Annotated in this window: 16 protein-coding genes; 4 read left to right on the forward strand and 12 right to left on the reverse strand. The window is 45.7% G+C overall.

Features of this window, described 5'->3' with window-relative positions; genetic code table 11:
* Positions 1 to 216 precede the first annotated feature (216 nt).
* From ACTIE0_RS16955 to ACTIE0_RS16970, 4 genes are all read right to left on the reverse strand, one after another.
* Positions 217 to 1,602 carry a cation:proton antiporter gene (locus tag ACTIE0_RS16955; protein ID WP_006618437.1) on the reverse strand — a complete coding sequence of 462 codons (1,386 nt, stop codon included), beginning with the start codon at positions 1,600 to 1,602 and terminating at the stop codon, positions 217 to 219.
* Positions 1,603 to 1,951: 349 nt separating this feature from the next.
* On the reverse strand, positions 1,952 to 2,761 hold the full coding sequence (locus ACTIE0_RS16960; RefSeq protein ID WP_006619224.1) for a carbon-nitrogen hydrolase family protein: 810 nt from the start codon (positions 2,759 to 2,761) through the stop codon (positions 1,952 to 1,954).
* Positions 2,762 to 2,937: 176 nt separating this feature from the next.
* Positions 2,938 to 3,063, reverse strand: a complete 126-nt coding sequence (gene psaJ / locus ACTIE0_RS16965) for a photosystem I reaction center subunit IX (protein ID WP_006619223.1) — start codon at positions 3,061 to 3,063, stop codon at positions 2,938 to 2,940.
* A 100-nt stretch (positions 3,064 to 3,163) separates the two neighbouring features.
* Positions 3,164 to 3,652: a photosystem I PsaF protein (subunit III) gene (locus ACTIE0_RS16970; RefSeq protein WP_006619222.1), complete on the reverse strand. Its 489-nt coding sequence runs from the start codon at positions 3,650 to 3,652 to the stop codon at positions 3,164 to 3,166.
* A gap of 168 nt (positions 3,653 to 3,820) precedes the next feature.
* Between ACTIE0_RS16970 and tsaD the strand changes: the two genes are divergently transcribed.
* Positions 3,821 to 4,867 carry a tRNA (adenosine(37)-N6)-threonylcarbamoyltransferase complex transferase subunit TsaD gene (gene tsaD / locus ACTIE0_RS16975; RefSeq protein WP_006619221.1) on the forward strand — a complete coding sequence of 349 codons (1,047 nt, stop codon included), beginning with the start codon at positions 3,821 to 3,823 and terminating at the stop codon, positions 4,865 to 4,867.
* A gap of 103 nt (positions 4,868 to 4,970) precedes the next feature.
* Here the strand turns inward: tsaD and ACTIE0_RS16980 are convergent, their stop codons facing one another.
* Both ACTIE0_RS16980 and miaB read right to left on the reverse strand, forming a co-directional pair.
* Positions 4,971 to 5,525 (reverse strand): hypothetical protein, encoded by a 555-nt coding sequence (locus ACTIE0_RS16980; RefSeq protein WP_006619220.1) that lies wholly within the window; start codon positions 5,523 to 5,525, stop codon positions 4,971 to 4,973.
* On the reverse strand, positions 5,522 to 6,880 hold the full coding sequence (gene miaB / locus ACTIE0_RS16985) for a tRNA (N6-isopentenyl adenosine(37)-C2)-methylthiotransferase MiaB (protein ID WP_006625435.1): 1,359 nt from the start codon (positions 6,878 to 6,880) through the stop codon (positions 5,522 to 5,524). Before miaB ends, ACTIE0_RS16980 begins: the two co-directional genes overlap by 4 nt.
* Before the next feature lie 84 nt (positions 6,881 to 6,964).
* On the opposite strand from miaB, the gene ACTIE0_RS16990 reads away from it, so the two are divergent.
* Positions 6,965 to 7,153: a hypothetical protein gene (locus ACTIE0_RS16990; protein WP_006619218.1), complete on the forward strand. Its 189-nt coding sequence runs from the start codon at positions 6,965 to 6,967 to the stop codon at positions 7,151 to 7,153.
* 21 nt (positions 7,154 to 7,174) lie between these two features.
* Here the strand turns inward: ACTIE0_RS16990 and ACTIE0_RS16995 are convergent, their stop codons facing one another.
* Genes ACTIE0_RS16995 through ACTIE0_RS17015 form a run of 5 tightly spaced genes read right to left on the reverse strand, consistent with a single transcriptional unit; the run spans position 7,175 to position 14,144 of the window.
* Positions 7,175 to 8,653: a CPBP family intramembrane glutamic endopeptidase gene (locus tag ACTIE0_RS16995; RefSeq protein ID WP_062946065.1), complete on the reverse strand. Its 1,479-nt coding sequence runs from the start codon at positions 8,651 to 8,653 to the stop codon at positions 7,175 to 7,177.
* A gap of 43 nt (positions 8,654 to 8,696) precedes the next feature.
* Positions 8,697 to 10,475: a two-component system response regulator gene (locus tag ACTIE0_RS17000; RefSeq protein WP_006669553.1), complete on the reverse strand. Its 1,779-nt coding sequence runs from the start codon at positions 10,473 to 10,475 to the stop codon at positions 8,697 to 8,699.
* Between the two features lie 10 nt (positions 10,476 to 10,485).
* The gene (locus tag ACTIE0_RS17005; protein ID WP_006625431.1) at positions 10,486 to 10,698 is read right to left on the reverse strand and encodes a hypothetical protein; all 213 of its coding nucleotides are present in this window, start codon (positions 10,696 to 10,698) and stop codon (positions 10,486 to 10,488) included.
* Between the two features lie 33 nt (positions 10,699 to 10,731).
* Positions 10,732 to 12,300, reverse strand: coding sequence for an ATP-binding protein (locus ACTIE0_RS17010; protein WP_006669552.1), 1,569 nt, complete (start codon positions 12,298 to 12,300; stop codon positions 10,732 to 10,734).
* Positions 12,297 to 14,144 (reverse strand): MHYT domain-containing protein, encoded by a 1,848-nt coding sequence (locus ACTIE0_RS17015; RefSeq protein ID WP_006669551.1) that lies wholly within the window; start codon positions 14,142 to 14,144, stop codon positions 12,297 to 12,299. Before ACTIE0_RS17015 ends, ACTIE0_RS17010 begins: the two co-directional genes overlap by 4 nt.
* A 146-nt stretch (positions 14,145 to 14,290) precedes the next feature.
* On the opposite strand from ACTIE0_RS17015, the gene ACTIE0_RS17020 reads away from it, so the two are divergent.
* Positions 14,291 to 15,637 carry a histidine phosphatase family protein gene (locus tag ACTIE0_RS17020; RefSeq protein WP_006669550.1) on the forward strand — a complete coding sequence of 449 codons (1,347 nt, stop codon included), beginning with the start codon at positions 14,291 to 14,293 and terminating at the stop codon, positions 15,635 to 15,637.
* Positions 15,638 to 15,652: 15 nt separating this feature from the next.
* Positions 15,653 to 16,957, forward strand: coding sequence for a dihydroorotase (locus ACTIE0_RS17025; protein WP_006669549.1), 1,305 nt, complete (start codon positions 15,653 to 15,655; stop codon positions 16,955 to 16,957).
* 16 nt (positions 16,958 to 16,973) lie between these two features.
* Here the strand turns inward: ACTIE0_RS17025 and lepB are convergent, their stop codons facing one another.
* Entirely contained in the window at positions 16,974 to 17,564 is a 591-nt protein-coding gene (gene lepB / locus ACTIE0_RS17030; protein WP_008050990.1) for a signal peptidase I, read from the reverse strand.
* Positions 17,565 to 18,122 lie beyond the last annotated feature (558 nt).

The following is an 18,122-nucleotide window of genomic DNA, read 5'->3' on the forward strand; positions in this document are numbered from 1 at the left end:
AAGGTCTCGCACCATACTTGGTATTATACCGTATTGCCGTAAAATGTTAACCTAATTTGAGATTAAATCATGCTCCCTCACCCAAAGACAGCGAGGTGGGGGTGGGGTGTGGCGGGAACTTTTGCCCCCATACACCCCATGGTAGGATCATGCCACAATCTTGGCCATTGAACCCCCACCTGTTTCTATCGTGGCTGAGTGGGTCGCTATTTTAGTTCAAGCAGTAGTTTCCGGTTCCGTAGCCGTCGGTTCATCATCACGGAACACCACCCGCAACAAAGGCGGAGCCACAAAAGTAGTCAGAATCACCATCAAGATAATTGCGACATCCAGAGAAGGCGACAAAGCGCCACTGTCAGAGCCTACGGCTGCAAATACCAAACCGACCTCGCCCCGGGGAATCATACCGACCCCGATCGCCAATCGGTTGATATTCTCCACGCCAAAGACGCTAAACCCAGAGATAACTTTTCCGAAAATTGCCACAACAATCAGAAAAGAAGCAATCACGAGTCCCTGGCGGTTGTCAGGAACAGCAGGATTAAGAACCTCTAAATTAGTTTTCGCCCCAACGGTAACAAAAAATATCGGTACCAGCACATCAGAAATCGGTCTAGTAAGTTCTTCGAGTTCCTTTCCTGGGTCAGTTTCATCCAAGACTAACCCCGCAGCAAAAGCACCCAAAATCGCCTCTAAACCAATAGCGGCAGCGATATAGGACAGCAACAGCGCCAGAATAAAAGCCGGAATCACAATCCGACCACGGGTTTTGAACTGTTGAGCCAGAGTCACAAAAGTATCATTAAAGAACCTTCCCAATAAAATTGCACCCACCAGAAACACAGTGGCACTGATAATCAGGAAGATAATGTTAGTAACATCGATTTCTCCGGTTTTGGCTAAACTAGCCACCACCGCTAGGACAATAATTCCGAGGATGTCATCCATGACCGCCGCGCCGAGAATAATTTGACCTTCCTTAGAAGACAAGCGGCCAATTTCAGCTAACACACGGGAGGTAATCCCGATACTGGTAGCAGTCAAAGCGGCACCAGCGAAAATTGCAGCCACAGGCGGAACATTAAAGATGAGAATTAAGCCAATGGTTCCGGCGAAAAATGGAGCCACGACCCCCACAATTGCCACCACTAGGGATTGAACCCCTACTTCCAGCAGTTCACGAATATTGGATTCTAAGCCAATTTCAAATAGTAGGACGATCACACCAATTTCAGCGAGAACTGAGATCACCTCACTTTGAGCCTCAAAGGTGGCTCCAGCAGCACTGATATCTAACCCTGCTGTCGATGACAGTATTTGCATGATCACGGAGTCAGAAGCGCCGACACCACCTTCAGGAAATACGACTAAGTGCAGTGCTGAAATACCAATGACTACCCCGCCGACTAATTCTCCTAAAACTGGGGGAAATCCTAACCAGTTGAAGAACTCGCCACCAACTTTACTGGCTGTATAAATGGCAATTAGGCTGAGTAGTACCGCCAATAACACCATATTCCCATCAGCCTCGGGAGCTTCGCTAATTCCCTCGATGGTGTTTGCCAACAGTGGCACGGGATCAACTCCTAAAGATGAAAACATGGAAAATGGGGAGATTATCCCCAAAGCTGATAGAACCATCCATTTTGTGAAAACTCGTTCCTGTCTACTGTAGCGAAAAGTGGGTTCGCATAGAGTTATAAAAAGGATAAATCAACTTTTGTATTAGTTATACATAGGTTACGAGTCTCAAATTATTTCCCAATCACCCAGTCTCATGGAGTGCGTCAGAACCCGCCTCGCCAATCAATACAGCCTGTTCAGAAATCATCTGATCACCTCTCAAAGTCCCTCTCCCTCTCTGGGATCCAGATTTAGGGTGAGGGCAATGTATTAAGCGACTGGTGAACAATCAATAATCGGCAACTGACGCACCTTAGTGGCTGATGTGCTAAAATACCCGATGTTTCAGGGATGGCATTTGGCGACGGACCTGTTGGAGGCGGGTGGGTTCAATATCAGCTAAGGCGACTCCTGGCTGATCTCCCCCATCAGCTAGTATCATTCCCCAAGGATCAATAATCATGGCGTGACCGTGGGTGTGGCGGCGGCCATAGTGACAACCAGTTTGGGCGGGAGCAATCACATAACAAGTATTTTCGATCGCTCTAGCTTTTAGCAAAACTTCCCAGTGGTCTTTCCCGGTATAGGCGGTAAAGGCGGCGGGAACAAATAACACCTCGGCTCCCTGTTTAGATAAATGCCGATACAATTCTGGAAACCGCACGTCATAACATACAGATAAACCCAACTGACCCAATTCTGGGGAATTATAAACAGGTGGGAAATCGGTCCCAGCTTTCACTGTGGCGGACTCGCAGTAAGTATTTCCATCAGGTACATTGACATCAAAAAGATGCACTTTTTCATATCGTGCTAACTCCTGACCTGTGGGGTCTACTAACAAGGCGGTATTGCAGACTTTACCTTCTCCTTTGGGAACGGGAAACCCTCCACCCAAAAGGGTTACCTGAAAACGTTGGGCGGTAGTTTTCAAAAATTTTTCGGTTTCTTCGGCAATTTCTGAACCCTGCATAAGTTTATCTTCTTCCTCACCCATAAACGAGAAGTTTTCGGGTAAGCCAATTAATTCAGCGCCTTGACGAATAGCTAGTTCAATTAAATCGCGAGCTTCTGACAAATTTTTCTGCAAATCAGGCAGACTGGTCATTTGGATCGCGGCAGCAGTGTAGGATTTCATCGATACGGAATCAGAAAAATAAGTGATTTTTATTATGGTCAATAATCCCACTAGGGAGCAGGTAGACCAGGACAATATTATAGGGGCAATTTATCATCACCCCTATAAATATCAATCTCTTGTTAATGATGCGATCGCCACTTAGGGCAACCTGCCCATTTTTCCGGTTCTAATCCCTAGAGGGGATGAAACAGAAGGTCGGGGAAAAACCGATTAAATTCGATCAGAATACCAGCAGTAATTAACAGCCAAACCGCTGCCAAAACTGGCACAGTAGACAAATATTTCAAAAAGTCCTGCATGAATTGAGTCTCCTAATTGATATGCCAAACATTCGATACAATTTGGGAAAAATTCCCTTAAACTAAACCGCCAAAGGCTTGAGCTACATCCGCGAATCTCTTAGCGAGGAGAAACGGTGATTTCATTATCCTTAGCAAACATTTCCCCGGTGGTCATTTCTTTGAGAGCAGCCAGAGGCCAGAGAAATCCACCCAGCATCAATTGCACAGCTTTGGGAACTTCGATAATGATTTCCTTTTCGGTGGGCTTTTTATCTTTCTGAGCATACTGGAGGTAAGAACGACCTACCCAACCAATCCATCCGGCGATATACAGGAATAGAACACTGGGGATTAAGAAATCGCCAGCGTGGGACAGGCTACCATCTGTAATCAGGTGAGGTAGGCCATCTTCGCCACAGAGTTCTTGGGAATAGCGCTCGAACCGAGCTTTAGCTTGGTCTGGGTTAGCACTGCGGGCGATAGAAGTTTGGGCCCGTTGCTGAAATGCAGCCGAATCGGAGCAGGGAGTTAGGTTATAAGCCTCGGCGGCTGCGCTACCACCGAACCAAAGACCGAGAGCGAGAACTAGAGCCAACAATCGTCGCATAGATTTGTTTCCTTTTGTTACAAAACAATAAGTTTTTTGTACAATCCCAACGGATTAAGGGCTTAGGAGCCATCTTACTTTGAATTCAGACTCTTGACACCCATTTAATCTCTTTCTGGGGATAAGCTACTAGATGTAACTCAATCTTATGATTAAATTTATCAGCCAATGGCAACAGTTTTAGCAATTGAAACAAGTTGTGACGAAACAGGGGTAGCAATTGTAAAGAATCGTAAAGTTTGCAGTAATGTGGTGGCTTCTCAAATCCCTATTCATCGCCCCTATGGGGGGGTAGTGCCAGAGGTGGCCTCCCGGCAACATTTGGAAATGGTCAACCCCCTAATTACCGAAGCACTAAGTTCAGCTAATCAGGACTGGACTGATATTGATGCGATCGCTACTACCTGCGCTCCGGGGTTAGTGGGAGCGCTATTAGTGGGAATCACAGCGGCGAAAAGTTTAGCGATGGTTCACCAGAAGCCATTTTTAGGAGTCCATCACCTAGAAGGTCACATTTATGCGTCCTACCTCAGTGAACCGGATTTAAAACCACCATTTCTCTGTTTATTAGTTTCTGGGGGCCACACCAGTTTAATTCGGGTCATCGGTTGTGGTCAGTATGAAACTTTGGGTCAAACCCGCGATGATGCGGCGGGAGAAGCCTTTGATAAGGTGGCTCGTTTACTCAACCTCGGTTATCCAGGCGGCCCGGTTATCGATCGCCTTGCAGCCAGTGGGAACCCCCAAGCCTTCCCTCTCCCAGAGGGTCGCATTTCCCTACCTGGGGGCGGCTATCATCCCTATGATTCCAGCTTTAGCGGCCTGAAAACGGCTGTCTTACGTTTGGTGGATAAATTCAACCAAAAAGGGGTCGAACTGCCCGTGGCAGACCTGGCAGCCAGCTTTCAGGATACAGTTGCCAGGGGGTTAACCAAACGAGCGATCGCCTGCGCCCTCAATTACCAATTGGATACTATTACGGTTGGGGGGGGAGTTGCTGCTAACAGTCGCCTCCGTCATTTGTTACAGGAAGCGGCTAAGGAAAACCATTTAAGGGTTTTGTTCCCTCCGATGAAATTCTGCACTGATAATGCGGCGATGATCGCCTGTGCGGCGGCGGATCACCTGGAACATGATCACACCTCCCCTCTGACTTTGGGGGCTTATTCTCGTATGGCGATCGCTGATGTGATGAACCTCTATGAGGCTATCTGAAACAATCAGGAAGTCAACAAAATTAGCACAAATGTCGGGGTGGGTTCCTAAATATCCACCACCGACAATATCAATCAACCCGTCCTCACCCAGGAGGGCTTAATCATAAGACATTCTGAGTGGCGATCGGTTGTACAAAACGATGGTTAGCCCGCACAAAACAATTACTCGCGGCCCCTTGTTCATCAGTACGTTCAACATACATCCAGGGTTGGTTTTCGTTATCATAAACAATACCAAATCCGGCCGGACCCAGATTAATCTCAAAATCCTGTCCTTGTTTGATCGTGCCAACTACTGGCCAGTTTTTGATATTCATAGTCACCTGACCCTGGTTAGCCAGAAGTTGGTTATAGCTGCTGAGATTATTAGCCATGCGACAGTTTAAACCGTTGGGGTCTCTGTCTGTCACTTCCCAGGTGGTATGAGTTGAACGGGTATAATCGCCATTATCTCTGGGTCTCGGTAAATTCATACCCCCCTGACCCGGTTGCGCCAGAGAAGGGGGATTTTGAGTTACTGTAGGCATAGGACCGGCTGGGGCGACCTGAATGGCATTATTTTGGGCTTGAGGGTTTTTCTGACAAGCGATCGCACTTACCCAAACCATCCCCAGCAGAGAGACAAAACCGATTGTTTTAAAAATTTTAGTATTCATAGGGTCACATATAACTCAATAGGTTCTCCGGTGAGGCTAAATGCCCGCACCTCTATAATCTTCACTTTCACCAGTTCACCTGAGAGTTCCGCCAAATTCCCTTTAAAAAACGTCAGACGATTACCACGGGTACGTCCCATCACCTGGCTGGGGTCTTTGGGGTTTGTGCCTTCGACTAATACCTCCTCAATGCGATCGCGGTATCTTTGGGATCTTTCCATAGCCTTCACATTCACCAGTCGGTTTAACCGTTGTAGGCGATCGGCTTTCACCTCCTCAGAAAGCTGATTTTCCCACAACGCCGCCCCAGTTCCCGGACGGGGGGAATAAGCCGCCGTGTTCAACAGGTCAAAACCAATATCATCAACCAGTTTTAGGGTATTCTCAAACTGCGCCTCTGTTTCTCCCGGAAACCCGACGATCGCATCAGCACTAATTGACGCATCGGGAATATACTCGCGAATAGTATTAATAATCCGACGATATTTTTCATGGGTGTATCCCCGCGCCATGGCCTTTAGCACATCATTATCCCCCGACTGAAACGGGATATGGAAATGTTCGCACACCTTGGGAAGTTCCGCACAGGCGCGAATTAACCTTTCTGTGAAATAGCGAGGATGACTGGTAGCGAAACGGATACGCTCAATACCGGGTATATCATGCACATAATAGAGCAGGTCTGTCAAAGTGTGTTGGTGACGACCGTCTGGGGTAGAACCGGGGAGGTCGCGACCATAGGCATCAATATTTTGTCCCAGCAGTGTAACTTCTTTATAACCCGCCCTGGCTAATTCTTCCATTTCCGCCCGGATAGCTTCCGGGGTGCGGGACTGTTCGGTTCCTCGGACGTTGGGAACTACGCAATAGGTACAGCGTTCGTTGCAACCATAAATTACATTCACCCAGGCGGTGATATTGCTATCTCGGCGAGGTTTGGTGATGTCTTCCACAATATTAATCGGTTCAGTCGCCACCACCTGGGAACCCTCAAATACTTGCTCTAATAGGTCTTGGAGACGGTTGGCGTGTTGCGGTCCCATGACCAAATCCAGTTCGGGAACCCGACGCAGGAGTGCTTCTCCTTCCTGTTGGGCGACGCATCCCGCTACAATTAGGGTGAGGTTGGGATTTTCCTGTTTCCGTTTCGCTTGTCTCCCCAGGTAGGAGTAGACTTTCTGTTCGGCGTTATCGCGAATGGTACAGGTGTTGTAAAGGACGATATCAGCTTGGTTTGGGTCTTCAACGAAGGTTAACCCCATTTCGTCTAAAATGCCTGCCATACGTTCGGAGTCGGCTTTGTTCATTTGACATCCGAAAGTGGTGATATGGTAATGGCGGGGTTTTGTGGTCATGGTTTGATATTAGGGATAACTTATCGATAATGGTCTATCAGTTGAATGACTATTATAATTGAATGGTTGGGTTTGTGATTTTTTATGTCTAGGCGAATTCAGGTTTTGATGGTTGGTGCGATCGCTTTGCTGTCCTTGGGGGTGGCGACTTGGTACACTCATTTGGAGTTATCCCTACTCACGGGTTTATTATTGGCGATCGCTTCTAAGGGTATGCGGCGGCGAGGCTATCCGACCAGGGATTATTCCTCGGAAGATTCCCCAGATCTTTGACTTCTGGGGCTTTATTATAGACTAATTAGCGCCACTTCCTAAGATATACAAACTTATTAAGGTGCCGCTATTCCATAAACTGTGTAATAACATAGGAGCCCAGAGATTACGCGATCGTGTATAGACAAATCCCAGGACAATTCCTAACACGAATAAAGGCAAAATTTCCGAGACATTCAAATGAGCCACAGCAAACAGCAACCCACTGGCTATAATTGCACCCCACAGGGAAAAATAGCGGGTAAGGGACGGTAACAGAAACCCCCTAAATAACACCTCCTCAAACCAAGGTGCTGCTATAGAAGCGGTAAAGAAAAATATCCCTAAAGCTACCGGATCTCGATTTTCTAAAGCTATGGGTAATATCGGATTACTTCCCCCTTGACCATCCCATAATCTTTGATTGACTAAGGAAGTTAAAATCACTAAGGGTAAAGCTACACAATAGCCACCGAAACCCCATAATAACCAACTATCCCATAATTTGAACCTAAACCAACCTTCCGGGAGAGGGAAAAATGATTTGATAGACAGATATAAAACCCCCAAGCCACCACCCACTAAAATCATATAAGTTATGAGGATATAAAAGGCTTGCAGTCTCACATCTCCCGCCGCCGGTCTTAAACCGAGGAGTTGGAAAATCAATGGGATTAATAACTGTCCAACTAGGAAAAAACCTAAAACAAACACTTGCACAATCGTTTCCGCAGTCCAAGGAACAGACCATTCAACATCAGCATTACGGTTGATAATTGCCTGTTCACGTTTCAGGAACCATTGCACTGCTAAAATGATGGATAGGATAATTCCCGACACCAACCCAAAGCCAGGAATAGCGGAAACAATGGCTAATTTATAGACGGCATTTTCTGACGTTTTCTGCTGTTGATTATTTAGTTGTTGTAAGACATCTTCACGGTTTTGTAAAGTGTAGAGTTGGGCTAAAGTTTGAAAACTGAACCAACCCTCTAAATTTGCCTGTAAAATATCTTCGGCATCAGCTACTATATCTGGTGGTTCTGTCCAGAGTCCTACTAATACTTCCGCTGTGTCACTGGTGGGATAGTTACCATTTTCAGAAATTAGCGATTCCCAAGTAGCGATCGCCTTTTGGGAGTCTCCCAGCACCGCTTGGATAATACCAATTCGCAATTCTAACTCACCTATGGTCTGTGCTAATTCTCCCCGCGAAAATTGTGAGGGTTGATTGGGTTGTAGTCGCTGTAAATTTTGGTAGTTAGACTCCTGTACATTTTGGTATTGTTTCAGGGCAGCATTAACCGGATCTTTCCCGATAATATTATCTCGTAGGGTGAGCAAATTCGCCCGGTCTTCGGTCTGTGGTTGCCACTCAGAAGCCTGGAGAATTAAATTAGTCTGATACAGTTCCAGACGGCTTTGAATTTGGGGCTGACTCCAACTGCCGAGCAGGCTTAAAGTCACATAGAGTATAGAGATGAAAGTCAGAATGCTTAAAATTATCTGTTTTAATTTCATATATTTGGATTGACCGGAAATCATCGATTTTTATGACTTGATTTTACCATTGAGGATTGCTCGCCAAAAGTTCAGCCATTTGAGTAGCTGGTAAAGGCCTAGAAAAGAAATATCCTTGTCCGCTATTACATTCTAGTTCTCGCAGTTGTGCAAGTTGTTCGGCGGTTTCTATTCCCTCAGCTACGGCTACCATATTCAAAGTTTTAGAAATACCAATGATGGCAGGAATTAGCCCCAGATTTTCGGGAGTTCCGTCTAAAAGACTGACAAAAGACTTATCAATTTTTATGGTATCTACCGGGAAGGCGTGTAAATAACTGAGGGAGGAGTAGCCTGTGCCAAAATCATCGAGACTTAAACCGATATGGCGATCGCGAAATTGGGTTAAAATAGTCCGGGCTGTTTGTGTATTTTCGACGATCGCACTTTCAGTCATTTCTAATCTCAGACATTTAGGATTTAAACCACTTTCAGCCAGGATATCATCAACCGTTGCAATTAGATCGGCTTGGGTAAACTGTCTGACAGAGAGATTCACACTCATACTAACAGATTCATCTACCAATTTCTGCTCCTGCCAATTTTTCAGTTGATGACAGGCTTCTACCAGCATCAAAGTTCCAATAGTAGTAATTATACCCATTTCCTCAGCCAAGGGGATAAACATACCAGGTGGGACCAAGCCCCGTTGGGGATGTTGCCAACGCACCAAGGCTTCCATACTCGAAATTTTACCAGTTTCTAAGTTAATAATTGGCTGATAATAAGGGATTAATTCTTGATTTTCAATAGCCCGTCTTAGGTCAGTTTCTAAACCCAATAAATCCAGGGCTTCTTTGTGCATAGCCGGGTCAAAGATATGATATTGTCCCCGTCCTAGGGCTTTGGCACGATACATAGCTGTATCTGCATCTCGCAATAAATGTTCTGGTTGTTCATAGTTGCTATTACTGAGAACCACACCGATACTCATATTAATAAAAATCTCTCGGCTATAGATTTGAAAAGGACAAGACATCACCTCCAGAATAGAATCAGCGAGATTCCTTACGGGTTCAATTTCATTAACATCATGTACAATAATGGCAAATTCATCTCCGCCCAAACGGGAGAGTAAATCATTATTTTTGAGTATTTTTTGAATGCGATCGCCAATAGCAATTAACAATTCATCTCCCACTGTATGCCCCAAGGAATCGTTCACCACCTTAAAGCGATCGCAATCCATAAACAGCACCGCAAAACCATGATTATTACCCTCTTTGACACTCTTAATTACTAAGGATATCTTGTCCATAAACAAGGCCCGGTTTGGCAGTTTAGTCAACGGGTCATGTAGAGCCATTTCCAACAATTTATAATTAGCAATTTGTAATTGTTGAGTGCGTTCTTTAACCCTGGCTTCTAACTCAGTATTCAACTCCAGAATTTTCTTTTCCGCCTCCTTCAGCATCAGGTGATTTTGCACCCTCACTAGAACCTCCTCCATTTGAAAAGGCTTAGTAATATAGTCTACACCCCCAGCACCAAAGGCTTTGACCTTATCAAAAACATCATTTAAAGCACTGAGAAATATTACCGGAACCTTAGCTAATGTTTGATTGTTTTTCAACTCTTTACAAACCTGATATCCATCCATTCCCGGCATCATAATATCCAGTAGAATCAAATCAGGCTGCACCGTCTTGACGGCCATCAAAGCCATTTTACCATTAACAGCCTTGCGGACATTGTATCCTTCTAGCATCAAAATTTCCGAGAGAAGGTGTAAATTTTCCGGCTTGTCATCGACGACTAAAATATCTGCTTTTGGTGTATCCACTGATTTTCACTCAATTCGGCATTTGTTGGATCTTAGGTGCTTCCGGTTTGGTTGTTTCTACCAATTCCAGAACTTTATCAAACTGAAAATTTCCCACCCATTCTGTCATTGTATTAGCCAGATTACTGTACGGAGCGGGAATTTCCTTAATCAGGTCTAATAGTAGTAAATCACTACCCTGAGCCGCAGCAGAATAGACCTGCTCCCGCCAATATTCTGGCATTTATCTGATTGCTTCTAAGTGAATTTTTGATGGTTATATATTGTCAGTTTCTTGGGAATAATTCCAATTTGAGGACATCTCCGGCTGTGTATTGTAAATATATTCCACACCCAGATATTGACTCAATTTACTGAGCAATTCTCCTCGCTGAAAAGGTTTTCGCAGCAAATCATTGCACCCCACCTTCATGATATCCTGTCTTTGTTCCTCAAAGGCACTAGCAGTCAGTGCAATAATGACGGTATCCCGACCACCAGGCTGAGAGCGAATTTGGCGGGTAGCCTCGTAACCATTGACGACAGGCATTCGCATATCCATCAAAATTAGGTCAGGGTTCCACTCTTGCCAAATAGCGATCGCCTCGGAGCCATTGTTAGCCGCTCTGACCGAAAACCCCAGGACACTCAGGAGTTCCACCAACAATAAACGATTGCTTTCTCGGTCTTCAACCACCAAAATGCGATAGAGCGCCTGCTTAGGAGCCAAACCGATGACCCTATCCATAATAGATGCGATCGCTGGGTTCGGCTTGTCCTCAGTCCTTTGTACTGGAATAGTAAACGAAAAAGTCGAACCCTGGTTAAGGCAACTACGGACAGTAATTTCACCACCCATTAGTGTGACAAATTGCTGTGCAATTGCCAACCCCAAACCGCTACCCTCGGAAGCATTTAAACCCGTTTCCGTTTGTGCAAAGGCTTCAAACAGTCCTTCACAGTCTTCGGGAGCAATTCCCAGCCCGGTATCTTCCACTTCAAATTTTAATATATCTGAGGTATCCTGGTTTTGGTGAGAAACCCGAACCGTCACACTACCTTCATCAGTAAACTTAATGGCATTTACCAATAAATTAATCAACACCTGACGCAACTTTTTATCATCGGCTTTAATATACCTAATCAAACCTTGAGGGCGCTCAAAAATCAGATGTAAATTTTTAGAAGTAGCCCGCAATTTAAAGAAATCCTCTAAACTTTTCAGAAAGTCATATAAATCAAAAGCATTCACCTGAAGAGTCGCCCCCCCTGCCTCAATCCGAGACATTTCCAAAATATCATTAATCAGACCGAGAAGATGCTCCCCCGACCGATTAATAATCTCAATATGTTGACGTTTTTCGGGAGCCAGATTCTGGTTAGTAGACATCAGTTGAGCAAACCCCAAAATCGCATTTAAAGGAGTTCTTAACTCATGGCTCATATTCGCCAAAAACTCACTTTTAGCTCGATTAGCCGCATCGGCGATTTCTTTAGCCTGTTGCAGTTGTCTAGCCTGTTCTTGGGTTTGTGCCAACAATTCCGCCTGTTGAACAGCCACCCCCAACTGAGAGCCAATTTGTGTGACTGTGTGAATTTCAGCAGTCGTCCAACTGCGGGGATGATAATTCTGATAGACTGCCAATAATCCCCAAAGTTGATAGCCGGAAAAAATCGGGGTAATAATATAAGCCCTAGCTTGAAACTGTTTTAATAATTCCAGATAACAACCATCGAAACCCATTTCATAAATATCATTAACACATCTATAAGTGACTCCTTGGCAATAAATACCACCTTGATTTTGTGGCAAATAGGTATCGGAAATCACACAGTGATGATTCATGACCCGAAAAGCACATTTTTCGTTTTCAGAGGTGTGGCGGTAAGTTGCACCCAACCTTCAGTCACGGACTCGGCCATAAATTCTCCACTCCAGTCTTCCCGGAAGCGATAAACCAAAACGCGATCGCAATTTAAAGCCTGTCTAAGTTCCCCAGTAGTAGCACTAAAAATCTGCTCTAGTTCCAAAGTTTTTCGCATTTGCTGAACCATTTGCAGAATAGAGCGTTCTTGTTCCGCCCCTTCCCGGAGAGCCTGTTCAGCCATTTTACGGTCTGTCACATCAGTATGAAATCCCACCATGCGATCGGGCTGGTTATGTTCATCCCAAAGAGCCACCCCCCTGGAGCGAATCCAGCGCCGTTCACCATTATCTAATTCGGTGCGATATTCCACATCAAAAGCGGGAATTTCCTTAGCTAAATAGCAATTTAACATCCGTTGAACCCGCAGGCGGTCATCTGGATGAATAATTCTTAGCACGGAGTCCAAATTAGAGAAACAATCTAAATCTGGATCACAGCCCAACATAATTTTTCCCCTCGGGGATAGATAAACTTCATCGGCAGAAATATCCCAATCCCAAATTCCATCATTAGCCCCCTCAACGGCGAGAGTAAATCGTTCTTGACTGCGCCTGAGAGCCTCTTCAGTCTGCTTTTGGTTAGTAATATCACTAATAGTACATATAACCCGCGTCACGTCGTTTCCGGGCTGATGTAGTGTGGCATTCACCAATAACCACCGTCGCTGTTGGGTTTTTGGGTCATCAAACCCCATAACCACATGATGCACTGCTTCACCTGTAGCGATCGCTTTTTGTACAGGTAAATCTGACAGGGAAATTGGCGACCCGTCCTCCACCACCAAATGCCAACCCTCTCCGAACACCTGAAAGTCATCTGGTTCAATATTTAGCCGTAAAAGATCCAATGCCGCCTGATTAAAAACCAAAATTTCTGCCTTAGCATTCAGCAATAACATTCCCACCTGCATTTGCTGAATCAAAGTCCTAAACTGCTGTTCATTGTCTTGGCAAACTTTTTCGCGCGCCAATTGGTTGACCAATTTGTGATCCCATAACTTAGTTAACACAATAAAAAATAGACAGATAACCGTGGCCAATACTACGGCGATCGCCAACCAAGAGGGACTCAAAGAGGGACTCACAGCTACACTCGATTTAATAGGGAGGATTAATTTGGGTATAAACCCAGTCGCCGTAAGTCCTATATAGTGCATTCCACCGATACCAAATCCCATAACCATTGCACTGATCACCTTTTGTCTAGTTTTTTCGACTACAGGGTTATCTTCAAGTCGAAAAGCCAGCCACAGAGAAATCAAAGCCACATCAATAGCGATCGCCACAGAAAACAGCACCAAATGTGCATCATAAACAATCTCAGCTTCCATGGCTATGGCGCTAATTGCCAGATAGTCCATCAAAGCCAGTGTAGTGCCTATACAAATCCCACCTGTAATCAGGATAAACCGACTCGCCTGCTCTCTGAGTGCGAGCCCCAGAAACATCCCAGAAGCCATAATAGCCATCAACAAGGACAGCAAAACCATCGACAGGTTATAAGTAACATCTAGGGGAAGTTCTAGGGCGACTATAGTGGTAAAATCCATAGACCACAAACCAGTCCCCATAGCGATCGCCCCTATGCACAGCCAAAACCCCCACCGTTTCGCCGTCCATAGACCCTCACGGACTTGTACAGCCAAATCCATAGGGATATAAGAGGTAATCACAGCCATTGCCAAAGACAAAGCCATCAAACCCCAATGGTAATCGCCTGTAATCTGATTATTCATCATCAATTTCGCCCACGCCCTAAGCATTTCAACAGTCCCGTTAATCAGAATCCTATCTTGAGGATTTGCTGGGACAGACCCTTAACATCTCTTTACATCATAAATGAGTAGTAGGAAACTGCCCCAAACAAGTTAAAATGCTTCTGGCTTACCATCGAACTTAAAATTTTAAGATGACGACCCGTGTAATCCTTGTCCGTCACGGTCAGAGTACCTACAACGCCCAAAAACGAATTCAGGGCCGCCTGGATGATTCGGTTCTCACCGACCAGGGCCGCGTTGATGCCACCTGCGTCGCCCAAGCCCTCCAGGGTTTAAGGTTCGATGCTATTTATCACAGTCCTCTACAACGAGCGCAACAAACAGCCCAATTGATTAGCTCTGGACTGGATGCAGCCCCTCAGTTGCAACCGACAGACCTATTAATGGAAATTGATCTGCCTCTGTGGGCTGGACTCCCCCGCCAAGAAGTCCGCGATCGCTTTCCCGAAGATTATCAATGTTGGCAACAGAGCCCCCATGAGTTTTTCATGGTATTAGAATCTGGGCATAAACATTTCCCCGTGTTAGCCTTATTTGAGCAAGCCAAACAATTTTGGCGACACGTCTCTATCCAGACCAACCAAACCATCCTAGTAGTGGCTCATAACGGCATCAATCGATCGCTGATCGCTACGGCTTTAGGAGTTCAACCCCAATTCTATCAAAGTATTCAACAGTCTAACTGTGGTATTAGCATTATCAATATTGGTGATGTCACCCCCGGAGAACTACCACTACCCGCAGCCGTACAATTAGAATCGATGAACCTCACTAGCCATGTGCGGGAGAAACTCCCCACCCTTCGCCCGGAACATCGTGGACCGAGACTGCTGTTAGTGCGCCATGGAGAAACTGAATGGAACCGAAAAGGACAGTTTCAAGGTCAGATTGATATTCCGCTGAATGATAACGGGCGATTACAAGCTCGCAAAGCTGCCGAATTTCTCCAGGATATTAAAATCGATTTTGCGGTCAGTAGCCCCATGGCACGCCCCCGAGAAACGGCAGAAATTATCCTGGAATATCACCGAGATATAGAACTACAATTTGAGGACAATTTCCGAGAGATTAGCCATGGTTTATGGGAGGGTAAATTTGAATCGGAAATTGAGGATGATTATCCGGGTTTATTAAATCAGTGGAAAACTGCACCGGAAACGGTACAGATGCCAGAAGGTGAAAACTTAAATCAGGTAGGAGAAAGGGTAGCCCTGGGATGGCAGAATATCATTAATAAATATGATTCCCAACCCCTGACGGGATTAGTGGTGGCTCATGATGCGGTAAATAAGGCTCTGTTGTGTCAATTATTGGGTTTATCACCAGAGCATTTCTGGAATTTTAAACAGGGTAATGGTTCGGTGACAGTAATTGACTATCCCCACGGTGCTAAAGGTGATCCGGTTTTAGAAACTATGAATATTACCACCCATTTATCTGGTAGTATTCTTGACCAAACCGCCGCCGGAGCCCTCTAGGACTGGTCTGTGAATATGAGTAGTGAACTCCTGAAACAGGTGCGGGTATTAGACCCGATGGATGGACGAGATCAAGTGGCAGATGTGCTGATTATTGATGGGTATATTACTGCTATTGAATCCCAGATTTATGATTACCCAGAACATACTCAGATCATTGATTGTCACGGTATGATTTTGGGGCCGGGATTGGTGGATATGTATAGCCATACGGGAGAGCCGGGCTTTGAAGAACGGGAAACTATTGCATCTTTAGAGGCGGCAGCTAGGGCGGGAGGTTATACCCGCCTGGGGATTTTACCGGATATGCTACCACCTGCTGATAATCTCTCCACGATTCAACATTGGCAAGGTTTAGCACCCCATGGCTTTTATGTCTGGGGGGCGGCGACGAGGGGTGCGGCGGGGGAAATGATGACGGAATTTGCAGAATTGGCGACTACTAATATTATTGGTTTTGCTGATGGATATGCTCATCGAAATCTTAATCTGTGGCGGCGAGTTTTGGAATATGTTAACCCGCTGAAAAAAACGATCGCTCTGTATTGTTGCGATCGCACTCTGGCGGACTCAGGAGTGATGCGGGAAGGTTACGCCTCTATCTATAGCGGTTTGACCGGGATTCCTGATTATGCCGAAACTGTGGCTATTTCCGCCGTCCTGGAATTGGTGGCGGCGATCGGAACTCCGGTTCATATCATGCGGGTTTCTACGGCTAGGGGTGTGCAACTAATTCGGGAAGCTAAACAGCGACATCTACCTATTACCGCTAGTACCACCTGGATGCACTTACTATTTGATACAGAAGCCATTACCGGGCGGCTTTCTGACTGTGGTTTAGGCTGGGCGCCGAATCCCTACGATCCGAATCTTAATGTTGACCCGCCTCTGGGTAATCCAGACGATCGCCAAGCCCTAATTCAGGCTATTGTAGACGGGACTATTGATGCGATCGCTGTTGACCACACCCCCTACACCTACGAAGAAAAAACCGTTGCTTTTGCTGATGCACCCCCAGGGGCGATCGGCTTAGAATTAGCCTTATCTCTACTGTGGAAAACCTTTGTCCAACAGCCAGATACCGTTTTTAATATTCAATGGTCGCCACTGCAACTGTGGCGAGTTTTAAGCACCCAACCCGCCCACTGTTTGGCTATTTCTCCCCCGACTGTTGCCGTCAACCGCGCCGCCGAATTAACCCTCTTTGACCCCGCACAGCCTTGGAGGGTCGATCACACCACCATCAAATCGCGATCGGCTAATACCCCCTGCTGGGGGCAGGAAATGACCGGAAAAGTCATGAAAACTTGGCGCGGTTGACAGCCAAAAAAGTCGGTTAAAAACTGCGATCGACCCCTCCCAGACGGTCTAAGGGCCAGAACCGGACCACAGCCCGACCGATGATATTCTCTCGGGGGACAAATCCCCAATAGTGACTATCAAAGCTATTGTTACGGTTATCCCCCAGGACTAAAAACTCGCCTTCGGGGATGGTTTCCGGCCCCCATTTGTATTGGGGTTCTTCGGCAATATAGTCCTCTTCAATGGGTTCGCCATTCACAAAAACCTGTCCGTCCCGAACCTCTAATGTTTCGCCGGGTAAGCCAATAATCCGCTTAATGAAAGCATCATTGTATTGTAGGCTCAGTTCCTCGGTGGGATTGAAAACTACCACATCTCCCCGTTGCGGTTCGCTGAAACGGTAGCTTAACTTATCAATAATCAGGCGATCGTTGATTTCCAGGGTGGGAAGCATTGACCCAGAGGGAATATAACGAGCCTCTGCGACAAAAGTTCGGATACCCAAAGCCAAAATTATACTTAGTCCAATAGTCTTAATGCCTTCAACCCAAGCATTCTCCTCGTTGTTTGATGCTGATGATGGTGAATTTTTGGGTTTTTGGTCTTGATTGGGGACACTGCTCATGATTTTACAGTCAAAGGACAGAATTAATACTGGCAGTAGGGTATACGCCTGGCTAGACAGACAATATCCCGCCTTGATGCACGGTGGCATCACCTGCCGATGGTGTTATATTCTTGATGATAGCTGACCATCAGCTTTTTTGGCAGGTTTTGAGAATATCCCTCAAACATGGTTGCGATCGCCACAGGATTAGCAATATAATACTGGGATTAGTGCGAAACGTTTAGGAGTTAAATAAGGGTGCAATACCTGAAATAACCTCCTAGTGGGACTTTCACCCCTTGGAGAAATATAAGGGACTCGTACCCTGACCATCCCATAACTGTTTATATGTCCCGACGTTTGGTACAAAAATGTACTAAATAAGGCAGGGAACTCAAGGTCAAAGACGCAAAGCTAGAAATCTTAATGATTCCTTAACAATTGCGTTGAGAGTAAAGGCGATAGCCATCCCCAGTTTTAGGATTCACAACCCTGGGACTGAAGCGGGGAACGGAAGGCGTGAAGTAGAACCTACTACCAAATGCGACCACTGCCAACCATCCATGATTAGGGAAA

The organism is Limnospira sp. (assembly GCF_051859755.1).
Lineage (GTDB): Bacteria > Cyanobacteriota > Cyanobacteriia > Cyanobacteriales > Microcoleaceae > Limnospira > Limnospira fusiformis.